This is a genomic window from Tessaracoccus antarcticus (genome assembly GCF_003688855.1).
Taxonomy (GTDB): Bacteria; Actinomycetota; Actinomycetes; order Propionibacteriales; family Propionibacteriaceae; genus Arachnia; species Arachnia antarctica.
On sequence record NZ_REFW01000001.1, the window covers coordinates 1496715 to 1514436 of the forward strand.

Here is a 17722-nt window from a genome sequence, read left to right on the forward strand (position 1 = left end):
CCGTGCGCTGGTCGGACCTCATCGGCGCCAGCCTCTCGAGCCTGCGCCAGCGGTTCTTCCGCACCCTGCTGACGGTGCTCGGCGTGGTGATCGGCACCACCTCGGTCATCGTCATGGTGTCGATCGGCGTCGGGTTGTCCTCGTCGATGACGGGGTCGATGGAGACCAACCTGTCGCTGCGTCAGGTGACCGTGACCGCGCCTCCACCCAAGGAGGCATCGACGGGTGCGAGTCTTCCCACAGCCATGGACGAGAAAATGCTGACGGCGTTGGAGACACTGCCGGGAGTGGAGGTGGTCTGGCCTGTCTACAGGGTCCAGATGGAGATCCGGGTGGGCGCCTACACCACATGGTTGGAGGTTGAGGGGGTGCCGCTGGATGCCATCGAGGCACTCAACGTGCCGTTTGAATCCGGTGCGATGCCCGAGAAGGGAGCCCCACTGTCGCTGGTGCTGGGCAACATGGTGAGCCAGAACTTCTACGACCCGATGACGGGCGAGCCCGCGGACATCGACTTGATGTCGCAACCCATGTTCGTCACTTTCCCGGAGAACGACCCCTACGATCAGGTGCCCATGCCCGGGAACGGGGATGGCGGGGAAGAGGAGCCGACCGCACCGCCCAAGCCTCCCAAGAAATTCATCGTTCCGGCGGCGGGCATCCTGTCCGGGCAGGGACAGGAATGGGGTCCCTACTCCTACATGGTCGCGGCGGACCAGACGTCGCTCGTCGATGCACTGGAAAAGGCATTCCCGGGGAAGGCGCTGCCCAGCCAGCCCGCCACGGCGGCCGGCAAGCCAAAGCGAGGATTCATCTACAGCGAGTTCCGCCTGCTGGCCGCGGACACGCAAGCCGCCGAGCTGTTGTACACCGGCCTGCAGGAGCAGGGATACGAGGCCCACAGCGATATCGAATGGATCCGTGAGGCGCAGAACACTGCCGTGCTCGTTCAGGCAGTCCTCGGTGGCATCGGGTTCGTCTCGCTTTTTGTGGCGGCCATCGGCATCGCCAACACGATGATGATGTCGGTGTACGAGCGCACCAAGGAAATCGGCGTCATGAAGGTCCTGGGTGCCGCCCTCTCCGACATTCGCAAACTGTTCCTCATCGAGTCGGCAGCCATCGGGTTCTTCGGCGGACTGCTGGGCCTGCTGCTGAGTCTCGCAATCTCGGCGCTCATCAACGCGGTGGTGGCAGCCTCCTCCGGCGCTGAGATGGGGGGCGGCCTGGACAGCACGATCTCCGTGATTCCCGTGTGGCTCATGCTGGGCGCAGTGGTTTTCGCCACCAGCATCGGCACCCTGGCCGGCCTGCTGCCGGCCCATCGAGCCATGCGGCTGAGCCCGCTGGAGGCCATCCGCGCCCAGTAGGTGTCAGTCGTCGTTGGTGCCCGTGCGTCGGGTGAGCCGGCGCACGGTGGCGCGGGTCTCCAGGACATCGTCGCCGTCGTCGAGCAGCGACAGCTCCGTACGGGGGTCGTGGTACTCCAACATCTCGGGCACCACCACGTCGCGGGTGCTCGTGTCCACGGCAGTCAACTGCTGCAGGTCCGAATCCGTCACCTGCAGGTCACGGAACTTGCGCGCCGTCACCATGACGCGGCTCTCCAGCGTTCCCACGGCCTTGTTGAAGTGGCCGACGGTGGAGTTGATGGACCTGCCCAGCTTGTCGAAGTGCTCACCCATGGTGGAGATGCGTTCGTGGAGCTCCCGCCCCAGCCTCGTCACCTCTGCAGCGGACTCGGCCAGCCCTGCCTGTTTCCAGCCGTGGGCGACGATGTGGAGCATGGGGATGAGCGTGCCGGGACAGGCCAGCATGATGTTGCGGCGCGCCGCGAACTCGTGCAGGTCGGGCATCTGCTCCTGGGCGAGCCTGTAGAACTCGTCGCTGCCCAGGAACAACACCACGAACTCGGGGGAGCCGGAGTCCAGCTGCCAGTAGTTCTTGCCGCTCAGGTCCTCGATGTGTTTGCGCACGTGTCCGGAGAACCTGCCGAGGTGCCTCTTCTGCTCAGCCTCGTCCTCGGTGTTGTAGGCCTCGAGCACCGCGGAGAGTGGAACCTTGGAGTCAACGAAGATGATCTTGCCGTCGGAGAGGTTGATGCGCATGTCGGGGCGGAAGCGGTCGCCCTCCGTGGTGGTGTAGGTGAATTGGTCGTCGAAGTCGCAACGGCTCGTCAGCCCAGAGATCTCGACGATGCGGCGGAGGCTCTGCTCCCCCCAGGCGCCCCTGACCTGGGGTGTGCGGAGAGCATTGCTGAGGTTGAGGGCCTCGCGGCGGATGGTTTCACCCGAGTCCTTCACGGCCCGGACCTGCTCGCCCAACTCAGCGGCGAGCCGCGAGCGCTCCTTCTCCACGTCATTGAGGCGGTCATTGAGCTGGCGCAGCCCCTCCGCCAGCGGGGTCACGAGCTGCTGGGTGGCGGCCATCCTGTCCGTGGCCGTCTTCTCAGCCTTCCTGCCCTGCCTCTCGAGGGACTCCTCGGACAGCACCTTGAACTGGTTCATCATGGTGTCCCGGTCCGCGGCGAGCTCACCGGCCCGCTGGATGGCTGCATCTCGCTGCGCACGGGCGCTCGCGAGCTGGGAGAGTGCCTCCGAGGTGGCTGAGGTGGCCAGGGCAGTGGCGGTGCGCTCGTCGGCCACCTGCCTCTGCGCCTCCGCCACGGCGGCGCGCATGTTGGCCTGTTCTGCGATTCGCTGCGCCACCTCGGTCCTACTGGCCGCCGCCTCCTCACGCGCGCGGCTGGCTTCAGCGCGTGCGGTCTGGGCATCCAACCTGGCATCAGTGATGGCCCGGGACTCCTCGCCGGCAGCCCGTGCGGCGGACCAGCGGCGGGTCAGGAACCAGCCCAGGAACGCTCCCGCACCGAGGACCAGGAGCATTACGAACACATCGGTGATGGTCATACCCCCACTATTTCAGTGGCGGCAGACAATTCTGATCAGCGACCCGCCTGCGCGGTCAGCGGCGTCGTCTCTGACGCAGCTTCTCCAACTCGGCACGCTCGCCCTTGGTGAGGCTGTGGATCCCCTCGGCGCTGATCTTGCCCAGAAGGTCATCCATCCGGTCCTCGTCAGAGGTGTGGCGGCGTTCGTGGCGCGTGGGCGTGTGGGACCTGGCGTGCTGCGAGGCCTTCCTGCCCGACCCGTGTGCGGTCCCTTTTCGGGTGTGGCCACCTCCGGGGATGAACGATGCATTGGACAGCAACCCCACTCGGCGCGCAGCGATGGCCACGCCCAGCAGGCCGAACAGCAGGACGAACAGCTCGCCCCACTGCCTTCCGCCGATCATCTGGAGGATCTGGATGCCCAGCAGGACCGAGCCCAGCACCCAGGCCGGTATGCCGAAGAAGAATTTGCGGGTGGGGTATTCGGCAATCCACAGCAGGAGGATGGCGAACTGGGCCTCGCGGAGGCCTGCCAGGGCAACTCCCGGAAGCAGGACCCCGATGATGAGGGCGGACGCGGTCAGGGACACCCAGATCCCGAAGAACAGCTTCGCCATCTGGTTGCGACCGATGGTGCTCTCGATGTCGCGCCCGAAATACCACAGCATCACGAGCATCAGGACCTGCCACAGGTTCAGGAACTCGGCGACGGGCCACGTGAAGATGCGCCACACCTGGCCGCTGAAGATGGCTTCGGGGATGAAGGCGGTCAGTGCCTGGGAGAGGCCGCCGGTGAACACCCAGGCCAGCATCCCGACAGCGCCGACCAGCACCGCAACCAGCGTCGAGGTGACCTGTAGCCGACCGATGCTGAACCAGTAGTCCTCGCGCGGCCGGGAAGAGAAGTGTGCACTCACATCCCCAAGGGTGTCATGCCGCTCCAACTGTGACCAGTGTTTACTGGTGGTCATGTTCACAACTTCCAGCGATCACCTCGATGATCTGTCGGCCTACGTCACTGCTTCGCCCAGTTCGTACCATGCCGCGGACGTTGCCGCGACCCGACTGGAGGCTGCCGGGTTCGAGCGGGTGGCGGAAACCCAACCCTTCCCGAAGGGGCCCGGACGCCGGTTCCTGGTGCGTCACGGCGCAGTCGTGGCGTGGGTGCAGCCAGACGACGTGACACCCCGGGCGGGGTTCCGTGTGGTGGGCACCCACACCGACTCCCCGGCGTTCAAGGTCAAGCCAGGGGCACTGCTGACCAGCGCAGGCTGGAGCCAAGTGGGTGTGGAGATCTACGGCGGCATGCTGCTGAACTCGTGGCTGGACCGAGAGTTGGGCATCGCAGGCCGCATCGTCACCCGCGACGGCGCGCAACACCTGGTGCGCACCGGCGCCATCGCCCGCATCCCGCAACTGGCCATCCACCTCGACAGGCAGGTCAACGAGGGCCTGAAGCTGGACCGGCAGACCAGCATGCAGCCGGTCCTGGCGATGGCACCGCGGGGAGGGCTGTTGCCGTACCTGTGCGAGCTGGCGGGCATCAGCGTCGACGATGTGGCGCTGCACGACCTGTTCACGTTCGACGTCGCCGCTCCCGCGCGCTTCGGGCTGCACGACGAGTTCTTCGCCTCGGGGCGGCTCGACAATCTCTCCAGCACCCATGCTGCGCTGAGCGCCATCGAGGACTTCGAGGGGGCCGGGGACGTCGCCGTGTTCGCCGCGTTCGACCATGAGGAGGTGGGCTCGGCCACCAGCTCCGGTGCCGCCGGACCCCTGCTGGAGGATGTGGTCTACCGCATCGCCTCCACCCTGGGACTTGACATGGACGGCACCCGCGCCATGCTGGCCCGCTCGTCCTGCGTCTCCGCCGACACGGGGCACGTCGTCCACCCCAACTATCCCAACCACCACGACCCCGTCGTGGCTCCGCTGCCCAACAGGGGACCGCTCATCAAGCTCAACGCCAACCAGCGCTACGCCACCGACGCCGTGGGCGGCGCCATCTGGCTGAAGGCCTGCAACGACGCCGGGGTGCCGACGCAGGTGTTCGTGTCGAACAACGCCATGCCCTGCGGCTCCACCATCGGTCCCATCACCGCCACGCGGCTGGGCATCACCACCGTCGACGTGGGCATCGGGCTGTTGAGCATGCACTCGGCACGCGAGATGTGCGGGGTCGAGGACCCCCTGCTCTTGGCGCGGGCACTGCGCGCCTACTGGGCCGGCTGACTGGCGCACCGACCCGTGTCTCTGGCATCGTCGCGGACAGGAAGCCGCACGACAACGCAAGGGAGCGTCACTTCAGTGTCCGATCCGATCCTGCTGGACATCCGCGACGGGCTCGCCCGCCTCACCCTGAACCGGCCGCAGCGCCTCAACGCCTTCAACAAGGACCTGTCCGAAGCCTTCACCACAGCCGCTGTTTCGGTGACATCCCGCGACGACGTGGGTGCCATCCTCATCGACGCCACCGGGCCCGCCTTCTGTGCGGGCGGGGACGTCCTCGACATGGCGACGGCCATGCGGACCGGGTCACAGCTGGAGGCACTCGCCAAGGTCATCAACACCGGCCTGTCGGCGTTGACGCAGTCGAGCATCCCCGTCGTGGCCGCCGCGCACGGGACCACGGCCGGTGGTGGGCTGGGTGTGCTGCTCAGCTCCGACTACGCCGTGGTCGGTGCGGATTCCCGTATCGGCAGCCTGTATGCCAACATCGGGTTGACACCCGACCTCACCGTCACCGCGCAGCTGGCCCGGGCCGTGGGGGAGCGTCGCGCCCTGCAACTGGTGTTGCAGGACCGCCTCCTCACCGCAAGAGAGGCACTCGACTGGGGTCTGGTGGCGGAGGTGGTCGCCGGCGCGGACGCTCCTGACGCGGCCGTGCTCGCCGATGCCGTGCGGGCACGCGCCGAGGACGTGGCCAGGTTCTGGCTGGGCGGTGCCCACGGCGCCTACGGCCAGGCGAAACGACTGGTGAGGTCCTCCGCGGAGTCCTCCTATGCCGACCAGCTCGACGACGAGGCACGCACCATCGGCGCCATGTTCGACACCGACGACGCACGAGCCCGGGTGGCTGCCTTCGCCGCCGCCTCTGCACGCAGGTCGGGCTGAGACATGGCTCACGAGACCACGGGCGGGACGCTGAAGGGACGCACCATCCTGATGTCGGGCGGCAGTCGCGGCATCGGCCTGGCCATCGCGCTGCGGGCAGCCGCCGACGGTGCCAATGTTGCCATTGTGGCGAAGACCGACGCGCCGCATCCGAAGCTGCCGGGCACCGTCCACACCGCCGCCGACGAGATCCGCTCGGCGGGGGGACGTGCCCTGCCGATCGTGGGGGACATCCGCAGCGATGAGGACATCGCCCGCGCCGTCGCACTGACGGTGGAGGCGTTCGGTGGCATCGACATTGTCGTGAACAACGCCAGCGCCATCGACTTGTCGCGGAGCCTGGAGCTGCAGCCGAAGAAGTACGACCTCATGGCTGATGTGAACGTGCGTGGCACCTTCATGCTGTCGCGTGCCGCCGTCCCGCACCTGCTGGTCAGCAGCGATCCGCACATCTTGTCCCTGTCGCCACCGCTGAACCTGGACCCGAAGTGGTTGGGGGCCCACACCGGCTACACCCTGGCCAAGTACGGCATGACCATGGCCACCCTGGGATTGGCGGCAGAGTTCACCACGATCGCCGCCAACACGCTGTGGCCACGCACCACCATCGCCACGGCGGCGGTGCAGAACCTGCTGGGCGGGGACAGGCTCATGGCTGTCAGCCGCACCCCCCAGATCTACGCCGACGCGGCCTGGCACGTGGTGACACGGCCGGCGGGCGAACGGAGTGGGCAGAGCCTCATCGTCGAGGACGTGCTGGCTGAAGCCGGCGTGACGGACTTCTCCGGCTACGCGGCCGTCCCGGGCACCCCGGACGATCGGTTGTTCCCCGACATCTTCCTCTGATGGACGCGCCGCCATGACGTGGCCAGGGGTCAGGAAGCGACCTGTGGCCGCAGGGTCAGGGGTACGGGCTCGCTGACGCCGCGGTTGAGGCAGCAGGCCTCGTTGGCGGAGTTGCAGTTCGCGCAAATGGGCACGGGCAGGTAGAAGTGCGCGATGCGGTGACCCCGGAGCTCCACCACCTCGATGTCGAGCTCGAAGACGTCCTTCAGCAGCGGCCGGCGCATGATCTCCCGCGGCGACCCGACGGCGCGAATCACGCCATTTTTCATGGCCACGATCTGGTCGGCCCAGCACGACGCGTAGTTGATGTCGTGCACCACGATCACCACGGTCTTGTTCAGCTCGTCCGCGGCGCGGCGCAGCGTCGTCAGCATGGCGTGGGCGTGGGCGACGTCCAGGTTGTTGAGCGGCTCGTCGAGCAGAAGGTATTCGGTGTCCTGCGCCAGCACCATGGCGACGAAGGCGCGCTGTCGCTGGCCGCCGCTCATCTCGTCGAGGAAGCGGTCGCGCAGGTCATGCAGGTTCATCCACGAGATGGCCTGCTCGATGGCGGCCCGGTCGGTGGCGGTGTGCCTCCCACCGGAGTGGGGGAAGCGGCCGAAACCGACGAGGTCGGCCACCGTGAGACGCGACTGGAGGTCATTGGTCTGACGCAGAATGGCGAGACGCCGGGCCAACTCACGCGAGTCGCACGTTGCGACGTCGAGATCGCCGACGGTGATGCTGCCCGCATCACTGTCAAGGAGTCGCGCGATCATGGACAGCAGCGTCGACTTGCCGGCGCCGTTGGCGCCCACGATCGCGGTGACACCGCCACGCGGCAGTTGCAGCGACACGTCGTCGACGACCGCCGTCTTGCCGTAGCGCTTCGTGACGCCTGAAACGAGGATCATGAGCTTGCCTTCCTGATGACGAGCCAGATGAACGCGATGCCACCGATGAATTCGATGACGACCGAGAGCACCGTGGCCTGGCCGAGGATCTGTTCGAGGATTGCCTGGCCGCCGACGAGGACCGCGACGCCCAGCAGCCCTGCCATGGGCATGGTCACGGTGTGCCGTCCGGTGCCGCTGACCTGGTAGGCGATGGCGGCCACGATGAGGCCGAGGAACGTGATGGGGCCGACCAGCGCCGTCGAGACGCACACCAGGAGCGTGGCCACGAGCAGCACGCGTCGCATGGTGCGTTGGTACGGCACGCCGAGGCTGACGGCAGCATCCCTGCCCAGCGTCAGGACGTCGAGCGTGGCCCGCATCGACCAGAGGTACCCACTGGCCAGTGCCACGATCACGGCGCATAGCCAGATCAGCTGGGGGTTGACCGCCGTGAAGCTGGCGAACAGGTTGTCCTGGAGCACCATGAAGCTGCTCGGGTCCAGGACCCGGGCGATGAGCGAGGACAGCGCCCGCAGCACCGAGCCCAGGACCAGGCCTGCGAGGACCACCACGTAGACGGACCTGCTGCGCTTCCCGAACAGCACCGACGTCAGAGCGCTGGCCGCCAGCAGCATGAGGCCGACGTTGAGGAAGAACATGGGGTAGGCGCCCACCTGCCCCACCAGGGCGATGCCGAGGACCAGGACCAGGATCGACTGGATGAAGACGTAGAGCGCGTCCAGCCCCATGATCGACGGCGTGAGCAGACGGTTGTTCGTGACGGTCTGGAACGCGACTGTGGCCACGCCGGTGGACCAGCCGACCAGCACCATGGCGGCCAGCTTGCGGCCACGGAGTTCGAGCACGAACCCGAGGTTCCCGGACAGGTTCGCCAGCATGAACACGCCCGCTGCCAGCAGGCACACCGCCAACCCGAGGACCAGCCGCTTGTTCGGGGTGAGGCTGCGGCTGCGGCTCGTGACCGTGGACGTGGGTGGTGAGGTGGCGCTCACTGGGTACGCATCCTTCCGGTGAGCAGGAGCCCCAGGAACACGATGCCGCCGAGGACGCCGGAGACAGTGCCGACGGGGACCTCGTAGGGTGCGTTCAGGGTGCGGGACATTAGGTCGCAGACCAGCACGAACCCGGACCCGGCCAACGCGGTCCAGCCGATGTTGCGGCGAAGGTTGTCGCCACGCCACAACGTGATGAGGTTGGGGACCACGAGGCCCACGAACCCGATGCCGCCCACCACCACCAGCGTGATGGCGCTGGAGGTGGCAACGAGCGCCAGCCCCAGGTTGAGGGTCGCCTTGTAGGACAGCCCCAAAGCCCGGGCGTGGTCCTGGCCGAGTGACGCGAGTGTGAAGCGGTCGGCGAAGAGCCACAGCAGCAACCCCATGCCCGCGAGCAGCCACAGCATTTCGTAGCGTCCACGCAGTACGCCGGAGAAGTCGCCCTGCATCCAGATGCCGATGGTCTGCATGAGGTCGAAGCGGTAGGCCACGAACGTGGTCCCGGCTGCGATGACCCCCGCCAGCATGATGCCGATGAGCGGTACCGCCACCACGGGGGCCTTCGGTGGGAGTGAACGCACGAGGCGCAGGAACAGGGCGGTGCCGATGAGGGCCGTCACGATGGCGATGACCATTTTGACCACCAGGGGCGCCGTGGGGAACACCATGACGGCGATCAGGATGCCCACCCCGGCGGATTCGGACGTGCCGACGGTGCCCGGCTCCACGAACCGGTTGCGCACAAGGAGTTGCATCAACAGTCCCGACAGGGCCAGGGAAGCGCCGGCCAGCAGCACGGCGACCGTCCGGGGCACGCGGGATGCCAGGAGGTGCAGCCACTGCCTGTCGGTGGCGGTGCCCGTCAGGAAATCGACGGGGGAGAGGTCGGACACGCCGGTGAACACCGAGACGATTGCAAGGACCAGGAGCACGGCAAGCCCGCCGAACCAGCCCCTGCTCAGGGGCCGGCCGGCGGGCTTGTCAGTCGCCGCTGGTGCGACGCTCGGTGCGTGGGCGCTCACGGGTGGATCAGAGTCCCCTGGTTGCTTCGTTCAGCATCTCGACGGCGTTGTCCACGCCGTGGATCATGATGTACCAGCGGCCACCATCGAGGTAGACGACCTTGTCGTTCTTCCAGGCGTTGGTGGTGGCCACGAGTTCGTTGTCGAGGACCTGCTCCGCCGCTTCGCCGTCCTGGCCGATGGCGGCGTCACGGTCGACGACGTAGAGGATGTCGGGGTTCGTCTCGGAGATCGCCTCGAAGGAGATCGCGTCGCCGTGGGCCTCGGCCTCGACGTCGGAGATGGCCGGCTGGATACCCAGCTCGGTGTGGACGAGTCCGAAGCGGGAATCCGCGCCCTGCGCGGAAACCTTGCCGCCGCTCGTCATGAGGATCAGCGCCGTCTTGTCGGTGGGCGCCTGCTCCTTGGCGGTCGCCATGGCGTCGGCGACCTCCTTGAGCTGCACCTCGGCCTCGGCCTCCTTGCCCACTGCCTTCGCGATGAGGTGGGTGGAGAACTCGATGCCCTCGTAGAAGCCGTCGGCGTAGTCGAAGGTGACGTCGATGGTCTTGAAGTTCTTCGACAATTCCTCCACCAGCGCAGCGGAGCGGAACCCGGCGATCACCAGGTCAGGATCCAGTGCGGCGACAGCCTCCAGGTCAGGTTCCTTGACCGAGCCGACAGGCGCGAACTTCTCGTCGTCGAACTGGCTCAGGCTTTCTGGGAGGACGTTGCCCCTGGTGATGCCGACGACGGAGTCCGCGACGCCGAGCGCTGCCAGGGTGTCGAGCGCGCCGAGGTCGAGGACGACGATGCGTTGCGCGGGGGCGTCGATGGTGGTCTCACCCTGCGCGTGCTGGAGGACGATGGGCTCGGAATTGGTGGCGGGAGCGTCGTCTGCGGGAGCGGCCGTGCCGCCGCAGGCAGCGAGACCGAGCGCCAGGAGACCGGCGGTGAGGGCGCCGAGTGACCGGGTGATGAAGTTCATGAGGTTCATTTCTTCGAGGGGACGGGGCCGTGCGTGTCGCGACTTAGGTAAGCCTAACTAGGGACATATTGGACATGCAACTCTGCCGATAATCCATGACTCTCCCCGACGCCGTATGATGACGCAGCGTGGCACTCACCATTGGAATCGTCGGCCTCCCCAACGCCGGCAAGTCAACCCTGTTCAACGCGCTCACCCGCAACGACGTCCTCGCCGCGAACTACCCGTTCGCGACCATCGAGCCCAACGTCGGTGTCGTCGGTGTCCCGGACTCCCGGCTCCCCGTGCTGGCGAAGATTTTCGGTTCGGAGAAGATCATCCCCGCGACGGTCAGCTTCGTCGACATCGCCGGCATCGTGAAGGGTGCATCCCAGGGGGAGGGGATGGGCAACGCATTCCTCGCCAACATCCGTGAGGCCGACGCCATCTGTCAGGTCACCCGCGTGTTCCGCGACGAGGACGTCACGCACGTCGACGGTCGTGTTGACCCGGGCAACGACCTGGACACCATCAACACCGAGCTGATCCTCGCCGACCTGGCCACCGTCGAGAAGGCGATCCCGCGGGCCGAGAAGGAGGCACGCGTCCGCAAGGAGGGGCTGCCGAAACTGGAGGCGTACACGGCAGCGAAGGACACGCTGGAGCGGGGCGTCGGCGTCCGCGCCGCGGGTCTCGACCTGGATGAGTTGCGCGACCTCTTCCTGCTGACTGCCAAGCCGAACATTTACGTCTTCAATTGCGACTCGGACGAACTCGCCGACGAGGCGCTCAAGCAGGAGATGCGCGCCCTCGTGGCGCCGGCCGAGGCGGTGTTCCTCGATGCGAAGTTTGAGTCCGAGTTGGTCGAAATGACCGAGGAGGAGGCGCTGGAGTTCCTCGCGGACATGGGCGTCGACGAGCCGGGCCTCGACGTCCTGGCGCGCGTCGGCTACGACACCCTGGGCCTGCAGAGCTACCTGACCGCCGGCCCCAAGGAGTCGCGCGGCTGGACCATTCCCAAGGGCGCCACGGCACCCGAGGCTGCTGGTGTGATCCACACGGACTTCCAGAAGGGCTTCATCAAGGCGGAGATCGTCGGCTTCGAGGACCTGGTGGCCACCGGCTCGATGGCCGCAGCCAAGGCCGCCGGCAAGGTGCGCCTGGAGGGCAAGGAATACGTGATGAAGGACGGCGACGTCGTGGAGTTCCGCTTCAACGTGTGAGCACGTCCTCTCGACGCAGTGCCCGCTCGTCGCCCCAACAAAGGGCGAGTGGGGCACAGTGGTGCGAGTCAGTGGCGCCACCACAGAACGAGGAAACGGTCATGAATGCCCAGGCAGGGTCGTGTGACGACGGTCCAGGGCAGAAGCGCTGCTGGGATGGTCAGAAGTGGACCGAGCGCATGGGGTTACCGACTGCACACCATCACCACCTCAGCGTCGGGGGGCAAGGGCCTTGGGGGCGGAGACCGCATTCAGGCGGCGATGATCTCTGTGACGGCAATCGCCGGTTCAGTACCCGGTAGAGTTTCGAGCTACCCTCATCGCCGAAGGAATCACCATGCCAGTCATCGCCATCATCGGAGCTGGACCAGGACTGGGCGCGGCGGTTGCCCGAAAGTTCGGACGTCAGGGCTTCTCGGTCGCCCTGATATCGAGAGACCAGTCGAAGCTCGACGCTGTGGCCGCCGAACTCGAAGCTGATGGCGTGAGCGCCCGAGGTTACGCCGCAGATGTGCTGGAGCCAGCGGCGCTCGAGGGTGCGCTGGCGCGTGCCGCCGCCGATCTGGGTCCGATCACCACGCTTCAGTACAGCCCTCTGCCGTCACGCGACTACCTGAAGCCCGTGCTCGATTTGACGCCCGAGTTGGCGCTCGAAGCGCTGCAGTTCTCAGCACTCGGTCTCATCCATGCGGTACGCGCGGTGCTGCCGGCAATGCGTGAGATGGGCGAGGGCAGCATCATCCTGATCAACGGCGGGACCTCGGTGAAGGCACGCGCCGGCTTCGCGGGAACCTCTCTCGCCTTCCCAGCCGAGAGCGCCTACGGCGAGATGCTCCACGACGCGCTGGAGGACGAGGGTGTCCGCGTTCGTCAGCTCGTCATCCCGGGAGGCATTCCGAAGCTTCAGCTGCCCAACGGAATCGACGACGTCGCTGCTCGTATCTGGGAGATCCACTCCGCAGCGGGTCCTTTCCGCACCATGCTCATCCCGCTCGAGGATGGTAGGGAGTAGCGCTCCGTGGGCGAGGCGGCCCTGACGAGCCGCCTCTGTCCTCGGCTTCCGACTTCCAACCTCGTCGTAGGGTGACCTCGGGTGCACCCAGCGCTTGCGGCCGTGCGGGACTGCGCCGCTGAGGGCTACTTCTCCAAGCGCTCGCTGAATATGTGGGCGCCCCGTCGATTGTCTGTGGGGCATGGGGTTGTGCTCATTCGGGACCGGGAGGTTGACGGCTGCACTTTGTCTCCGAGCGCCTTCGCTTTCCCTCGAGCCGTCGTCGCCGAGAACCGCTCGTGGGGCGGGTTGCTCGTCGGATGGTGGGTGGAACCACGGCGTCACGCAGGAGGACCGCGAGACGTTGCCGCGCCGCAGTCCGGTTGCGTCGTTGGGAACGGTATTCGGAGGCGCTGATGGTGAGTACTGTCCCGGAGAGTCGCTCGGCGAGCCGTTCGAGGACGCGTTCCCGTTGGACGTCGTTCAGCGCTGTGGTCGTGCGCACGTCCAAGCTGAGCTGCACACGTGAGTCTGCGGTGTTGACGCCCTGGCCACCAGGCCCGGAGGACCGGGAGAACTGCTCAATCAATTCTCCCGCCGGGACCCGGAGGCCGCGGGGTGCACCGGGTCCCGGCGGCACGTGCAGGTCGTCCACGGGATCAAGTCTGCCGCGTGCGGGTGACGAATGCGCAGAGGCCTGCTGCGAAGAGTGCGCCGATCCCGAGAGCCCAAGCGACCGCGCCGGCTGCAGGTTGACCGATGACGTACCCGCCGGTGGGTCGGCCCTGCTCGTCGACACCGTCCCACAGGAGTGATGGGGGATCGACGAGCGTCGTCAGAAGCAGGACGCCCAACATCAGCGCAACCAGCATTGTGGCGACCGACCACCACCTGAGGGAGCGCAACAACCACACGGACGCGGCGCAGCCGAGGACGCCGATCCACGCGAGGAGGAACGCCGGGTGCGTCTCCGTGAGGTTGAATGGCTGGCCACCGAGGCTGGTCACCATGATTCTCGGTCCCGCTGCGTCGCCACTGTCAAGGACGGGCAACGCGAGGGTGACCACCCACGCCGCCATCGCGATGAGCGGGAGGAGCTGGGCGGCTCTGCGCAGGCGGGCATGCGTGGAATGCCCGCCGGCTGTGGGACTGGTCAAGAGTGGCGAACCCGATCCACGGCTTCCTTTGACTGGATCAGTGAGGACCCGGTGCGCTCGCGGTGGTGCTTCATTGCGGCGATCGCCTTGCCTCCCTGGATCAGGCGGATCTCCTCGGCGTCCAATCGCATCGGATCGACCACGACGGGATCGATCCCCAGCTTTTCTGCCATGGCGTTGATGGCCTGGCCCTGCGCCTGCACCTGCAACTCGAGTCGCGCGATACGTGCGTTCAGCGCACCTATTCCGAACAAGTTGTCTCCCTTCATCTCACACAGTGTCCGACGGCCGGACAGTCAGTCAGACTGCCAGATGTCAGGACCATGCGCGAGGCATGGGAGGGCCGGATCAGCCGTGTACTGGATCAACTCTGCAGCTGTTTGCCCTGAAAATTGCGAGCATGGCAGCGTTTTCCGCGTCCGTGGAGCCGCGGTAGTTCACGGCCCCGAGTTCCTTGAGTCGTTGGAGGCCGAACTGATGCAGCTGACGGCCGAGGCCGTGTCCGCGTCGGGCGGGCATCACTGCAAGGTAGGACAGGATGCCGCTGCGTGGATCAGCGTCGGACACCTGCGGCAAAACGACTCCGATCTCGCCCGACTCGTCGCTGAGAAGCACCCACTGGCTCGGGTCGAAGGCGGCGCCTGCCTCCTCTTCCAACTCGTGCAGGTCCCCGAGTGCTGACTCGGGCGTCGACGTGTCGAACGGATCTCCGGCGCTCGCCACGAGCATTTTCGCGGCGAATGCCTCGTCGCCCAACTGGGCTAGGGTCTGGATCTTCCAGAGCGGGAAGTCCACGACCCGGAGGTTGGACAGATCCCTGGCCACGTACACCTTTTTGCGTTCCATGCACTCACTATCCTCCCCGGACATTGATCTGGGAGCTGGGCGGAAGAGAACGTCAGTTGTCGCGGACTTGCGGCCGGTGCTGACTCACCCCTCCTGAAAGGCGCGGAACGTCCCATCAGAGATCGCGGCGACAAATTGCTCAACACTGTCCAGCAACGGCTCCGCGTCCATCCAGCCGCCTCCCACGATGTCGGTGAGTTGGACCGCAGGCTCCGCATCTCGGAGGTCGACGCAGTAGATGCTGCGGCTGCCGTCGCCGCCCAGGAAGTAGATGCCGGGGTGCAGCGCTGTCGAATCTCCCCACGCGTCCATGATTTCAAGTGATTCCTCGGGGTCGTACAGATGGATGTAGTCACCCGATTCCAGCCAACCGCGTCGAAGCCATCGCTGGCTCTGCAGGTATGCGCGCCACGCGGGCGGGAGTTGCGCGTGCAGGTGTCCCTCGGTCGTGGCGATGGCCCTGTCACTCACGGGTTCTCCCCATCGGGCCGGTTCGATGCTCTCGTTGACCATGGGACATTCTTGCGCGATGACCGACCAGAAGATGCCGAGTGCACGGGGGGCGGGATCCGCATCGGATCGGACAGTGCCGTGATCCACATCAAACCCACGCGTGAAGAGGTGTTCGAGGAGGTAGCGCTCCTGGGTGGCCTCGAGGATCGGTGATGGATGTGCTGGCGTCCGGAAGAGGACTCGTTCGAGGGGCCGTTGTGTCAGGATCATGCGATGCCAACAGGTCCAGTCGTTGACGATTCCCAGCGGTGAGATCACGGCCGATCGCTTCACGGTGGTCGAGGGTGACGTCGGTGAGTGAATCGCGGAGGTCGAGAGACTGACCGGACATGCCGCAGTCGACGGTGCCCGCGACGTATACGTCCATGGTGAGCAGTGGTCGCGGCGTGTCCGGCGAGTCCGGGGTTTGGCGCCGGGCAGACGTGACCGGGGGCATTCGGTGGGGCACGGGAGCGCGACGGGCGCACTTGGTGGGCGGTGGTTTCATTGCGGGCATGACACATTGGACGCTCGCGGACATGCCGGACCAGACCGGGAAGCGCTGGCTCATCACCGGTGCGACCAACGGACTGGGGGAGGCGACGGCGCGGGCGGCGGCTGGCGCCGGCGCGACGCTGGTCCTGCCTGCCAGGCGCGTCGACCGCGCCGAGGAACTCAACCGCGAGTGGGGCGGCCGGCACGAGGTGGTTCACCTGGATCTGGCCTCCCTCCAGTCCGTCCGCGACGCGGCTGCCGCCATCAGCGGTGACATCGACGTGCTCGTCAACAATGCCGGCATGGTGGCGCGCCACCGCGAGGAAACCGTCGACGGTTTCGAGAAGACGTTGGGCACCAACTTCCTGGGGCCCTTCGCCCTCACCAACCTCCTGCTGCCGCAGGTGCGGGAGCGGGTCGTCATCCTCGGCTCCGATGCACACCTGTCTGCGCACTTCGATCACGAGGACCCGCACTTCCGCAACCGCCGCTGGGGCATCTTTCCCAGCTATGGCGAGTCCAAGCTGGCGGACATGCTGTGGGGGCTGGGCCTGTCGAAGCGACTCCGCGGTCGGGGCATCGGCGTCCAGCTCGTCCATCCCGGCTGGGTGCTCAGCAATCTCCAGAGCGCCGTCGGCAATCCGAGGGTGGAGAAGGTCATCACCACCATCTCCAGGCCCATCGCGCAATCGGCGGAGAAGAGCGCCCTGTGCACGCTGTTCGCAGCGACGGCGGACCTGCCCGAGTGCTCCTACGTCGGGCCTGACGGACTGCGGGCGCTGCGGGGCTGGCCCAGCCTCATCGGCCGATCAGCCGAGGCCTCCGACATGCGGGGCGCGGACAGGCTGTGGGAGATGGGCGTCCGGGAAGCAGGCACTGACGTCTGAGACACGCGGGGACATTGCCGGAGCTGAACAACAACGTTGTGTCGTTGACGACGACACGATGGTGACGAGCGCGTGGCTGGACCACGAGGGCGACCGGGGAGTTTCGGCCCGGTGTGACCGCTTCTGCCGGCGTCGACGGGACTATTCTGGAGCCGGAAGGTGGACCACATGGGACAGAGGATCATGGGTGTGGTGACCGCGCACGTGGCACCGGAACGGGAAGAAGAGTTCTTGGCGGGGATCCGCGAGATCCTCGCGGGCGAGAAGCCCGACGGATTCCTGCGCTACGAGGTGTTGCGGGGCCGCGACGGCCTCTGGCTGATCCACAGTGTGTGGCGGGACCGGGAGGCCATGTCCGCGCTCCGTGCACAAGGGAAGACGCCCGCGGCGCTCATGCTGCTGGACCGGGTGGGCGCCACCCACTCCCACGACCTGTTCACCATCGAGGTCAGCACGTGAACGCCTCCAAGCCCGTCATCGTTGCCCGGCGTTGGTCGGAAATGTCCCGCGACGAGGTCTTCGAGATGATGTTGCTGCGCACGGAGGTGTTCTTCGTTGAGCAAAGGATCGACGAGCAGGACTTCGATGCTGCGGACAGGGACGATCGGACACTGCATCTGTGGATCGCCGATGACGACGGCATCGCGGCCTACCTGCGGGTTGCCGCGTTGGGCGTTCCGGAATTCGGTGCGGACAGGACGTTTGGGCGGGTGGCAGTGCGTATCAACAGGCGAGGTGGTGGCCTTGCGAGGCGCCTTGTCCGGGAGGTGGTGGAGCGTTGCGGCCATGCCCCTCTCACCATCCATGCCCAAACCTATGTGGTGCGCCTCTACGAGGACTTCGGGTTCACCGTTGTGGGGGAGCCGTTCGTGGAGGCGGGTCTGCCGCATCGCACCATGGTGCGCCCCGCGCGCTGACGGCG

At 66.6% G+C, this 17722-nt stretch carries 20 protein-coding genes; 9 read left to right on the forward strand and 11 right to left on the reverse strand.

What is annotated here, in order from left to right:
• Window positions 1-2: 2 nt before the first annotated feature.
• Window positions 3-1370, forward strand: a complete 1368-nt coding sequence (locus EAX62_RS06585; RefSeq protein WP_121900773.1) for an ABC transporter permease — start codon at window positions 3-5, stop codon at window positions 1368-1370.
• A 3-nt stretch (window positions 1371-1373) separates the two neighbouring features.
• Here EAX62_RS06585 and rmuC read toward each other — a convergent pair whose 3' ends face one another.
• On the reverse strand, window positions 1374-2909 hold the full coding sequence (rmuC, locus tag EAX62_RS06590) for a DNA recombination protein RmuC (protein WP_121900774.1): 1536 nt from the start codon (window positions 2907-2909) through the stop codon (window positions 1374-1376).
• A 55-nt stretch (window positions 2910-2964) separates the two neighbouring features.
• Window positions 2965-3861 (reverse strand): rhomboid family intramembrane serine protease, encoded by an 897-nt coding sequence (locus EAX62_RS06595; protein ID WP_121900775.1) that lies wholly within the window; start codon window positions 3859-3861, stop codon window positions 2965-2967.
• Between EAX62_RS06595 and EAX62_RS06600 the strand changes: the two genes are divergently transcribed.
• The 3 genes from EAX62_RS06600 to EAX62_RS06610 all read left to right on the forward strand — a co-directional run bounded on the left by EAX62_RS06600 (window position 3851) and on the right by EAX62_RS06610 (window position 6850).
• Window positions 3851-5122 (forward strand): M18 family aminopeptidase, encoded by a 1272-nt coding sequence (locus tag EAX62_RS06600; RefSeq protein WP_407703309.1) that lies wholly within the window; start codon window positions 3851-3853, stop codon window positions 5120-5122. The two genes, EAX62_RS06595 and EAX62_RS06600, sit on opposite strands and share 11 nt — an antisense overlap.
• Window positions 5123-5197: 75 nt before the next feature.
• Window positions 5198-6004 (forward strand): enoyl-CoA hydratase/isomerase family protein, encoded by an 807-nt coding sequence (locus tag EAX62_RS06605; protein WP_121900777.1) that lies wholly within the window; start codon window positions 5198-5200, stop codon window positions 6002-6004.
• Window positions 6005-6007: 3 nt separating this feature from the next.
• Window positions 6008-6850: an SDR family oxidoreductase gene (locus EAX62_RS06610; protein ID WP_121900778.1), complete on the forward strand. Its 843-nt coding sequence runs from the start codon at window positions 6008-6010 to the stop codon at window positions 6848-6850.
• A 29-nt stretch (window positions 6851-6879) separates the two neighbouring features.
• Here EAX62_RS06610 and EAX62_RS06615 read toward each other — a convergent pair whose 3' ends face one another.
• From EAX62_RS06615 to EAX62_RS06630, 4 genes are read right to left on the reverse strand one after another with little or no spacing between them, the layout of a single operon-like run.
• Window positions 6880-7743 (reverse strand): iron ABC transporter ATP-binding protein, encoded by an 864-nt coding sequence (locus tag EAX62_RS06615; protein WP_121900779.1) that lies wholly within the window; start codon window positions 7741-7743, stop codon window positions 6880-6882.
• The gene (locus EAX62_RS06620) at window positions 7740-8738 is read right to left on the reverse strand and encodes an iron chelate uptake ABC transporter family permease subunit (protein ID WP_121900780.1); all 999 of its coding nucleotides are present in this window, start codon (window positions 8736-8738) and stop codon (window positions 7740-7742) included. Before EAX62_RS06620 ends, EAX62_RS06615 begins: the two co-directional genes overlap by 4 nt.
• A complete protein-coding gene (locus tag EAX62_RS06625) occupies window positions 8735-9763 on the reverse strand; it encodes an ABC transporter permease (protein WP_199711140.1) in 1029 nt (342 codons plus the stop codon). Before EAX62_RS06625 ends, EAX62_RS06620 begins: the two co-directional genes overlap by 4 nt.
• 7 nt (window positions 9764-9770) lie before the next feature.
• Window positions 9771-10739, reverse strand: a complete 969-nt coding sequence (locus tag EAX62_RS06630) for a siderophore ABC transporter substrate-binding protein (RefSeq protein ID WP_121900781.1) — start codon at window positions 10737-10739, stop codon at window positions 9771-9773.
• 119 nt (window positions 10740-10858) lie between these two features.
• Here EAX62_RS06630 and ychF point away from each other — a divergent pair, with 119 nt between their 5' ends.
• Both ychF and EAX62_RS06645 read left to right on the forward strand, forming a co-directional pair.
• Entirely contained in the window at window positions 10859-11932 is a 1074-nt protein-coding gene (ychF, locus tag EAX62_RS06635; protein WP_121900782.1) for a redox-regulated ATPase YchF, read from the forward strand.
• Window positions 11933-12269: 337 nt separating this feature from the next.
• The gene (locus tag EAX62_RS06645; RefSeq protein ID WP_121900783.1) at window positions 12270-12944 is read left to right on the forward strand and encodes an SDR family NAD(P)-dependent oxidoreductase; all 675 of its coding nucleotides are present in this window, start codon (window positions 12270-12272) and stop codon (window positions 12942-12944) included.
• Between the two features lie 193 nt (window positions 12945-13137).
• Here the strand turns inward: EAX62_RS06645 and arfB are convergent, their stop codons facing one another.
• The 5 genes from arfB to EAX62_RS06670 all read right to left on the reverse strand — a co-directional run bounded on the left by arfB (window position 13138) and on the right by EAX62_RS06670 (window position 15712).
• On the reverse strand, window positions 13138-13578 hold the full coding sequence (gene arfB, locus EAX62_RS06650; protein WP_121900784.1) for an alternative ribosome rescue aminoacyl-tRNA hydrolase ArfB: 441 nt from the start codon (window positions 13576-13578) through the stop codon (window positions 13138-13140).
• Between the two features lie 4 nt (window positions 13579-13582).
• On the reverse strand, window positions 13583-14080 hold the full coding sequence (locus tag EAX62_RS06655) for a hypothetical protein (RefSeq protein WP_121900785.1): 498 nt from the start codon (window positions 14078-14080) through the stop codon (window positions 13583-13585).
• Window positions 14077-14349, reverse strand: coding sequence for a hypothetical protein (locus EAX62_RS06660; protein ID WP_147454035.1), 273 nt, complete (start codon window positions 14347-14349; stop codon window positions 14077-14079). The genes EAX62_RS06655 and EAX62_RS06660 overlap by 4 nt, the downstream gene beginning before the upstream one ends.
• Window positions 14350-14428: 79 nt before the next feature.
• Window positions 14429-14926, reverse strand: a complete 498-nt coding sequence (locus EAX62_RS06665; protein ID WP_158600578.1) for a GNAT family N-acetyltransferase — start codon at window positions 14924-14926, stop codon at window positions 14429-14431.
• An 84-nt stretch (window positions 14927-15010) separates the two neighbouring features.
• The gene (locus EAX62_RS06670; protein WP_147454036.1) at window positions 15011-15712 is read right to left on the reverse strand and encodes an SMI1/KNR4 family protein; all 702 of its coding nucleotides are present in this window, start codon (window positions 15710-15712) and stop codon (window positions 15011-15013) included.
• Window positions 15713-15933: 221 nt separating this feature from the next.
• Here EAX62_RS06670 and EAX62_RS06675 point away from each other — a divergent pair, with 221 nt between their 5' ends.
• From EAX62_RS06675 to EAX62_RS06685, 3 genes are all read left to right on the forward strand, one after another.
• The gene (locus tag EAX62_RS06675) at window positions 15934-16800 is read left to right on the forward strand and encodes an SDR family NAD(P)-dependent oxidoreductase (protein WP_121901060.1); all 867 of its coding nucleotides are present in this window, start codon (window positions 15934-15936) and stop codon (window positions 16798-16800) included.
• 168 nt (window positions 16801-16968) lie between these two features.
• On the forward strand, window positions 16969-17259 hold the full coding sequence (locus EAX62_RS06680) for an antibiotic biosynthesis monooxygenase family protein (protein WP_147454037.1): 291 nt from the start codon (window positions 16969-16971) through the stop codon (window positions 17257-17259).
• Window positions 17256-17717: a GNAT family N-acetyltransferase gene (locus tag EAX62_RS06685; RefSeq protein WP_121900790.1), complete on the forward strand. Its 462-nt coding sequence runs from the start codon at window positions 17256-17258 to the stop codon at window positions 17715-17717. Before EAX62_RS06680 ends, EAX62_RS06685 begins: the two co-directional genes overlap by 4 nt.
• Window positions 17718-17722: the final 5 nt, after the last annotated feature.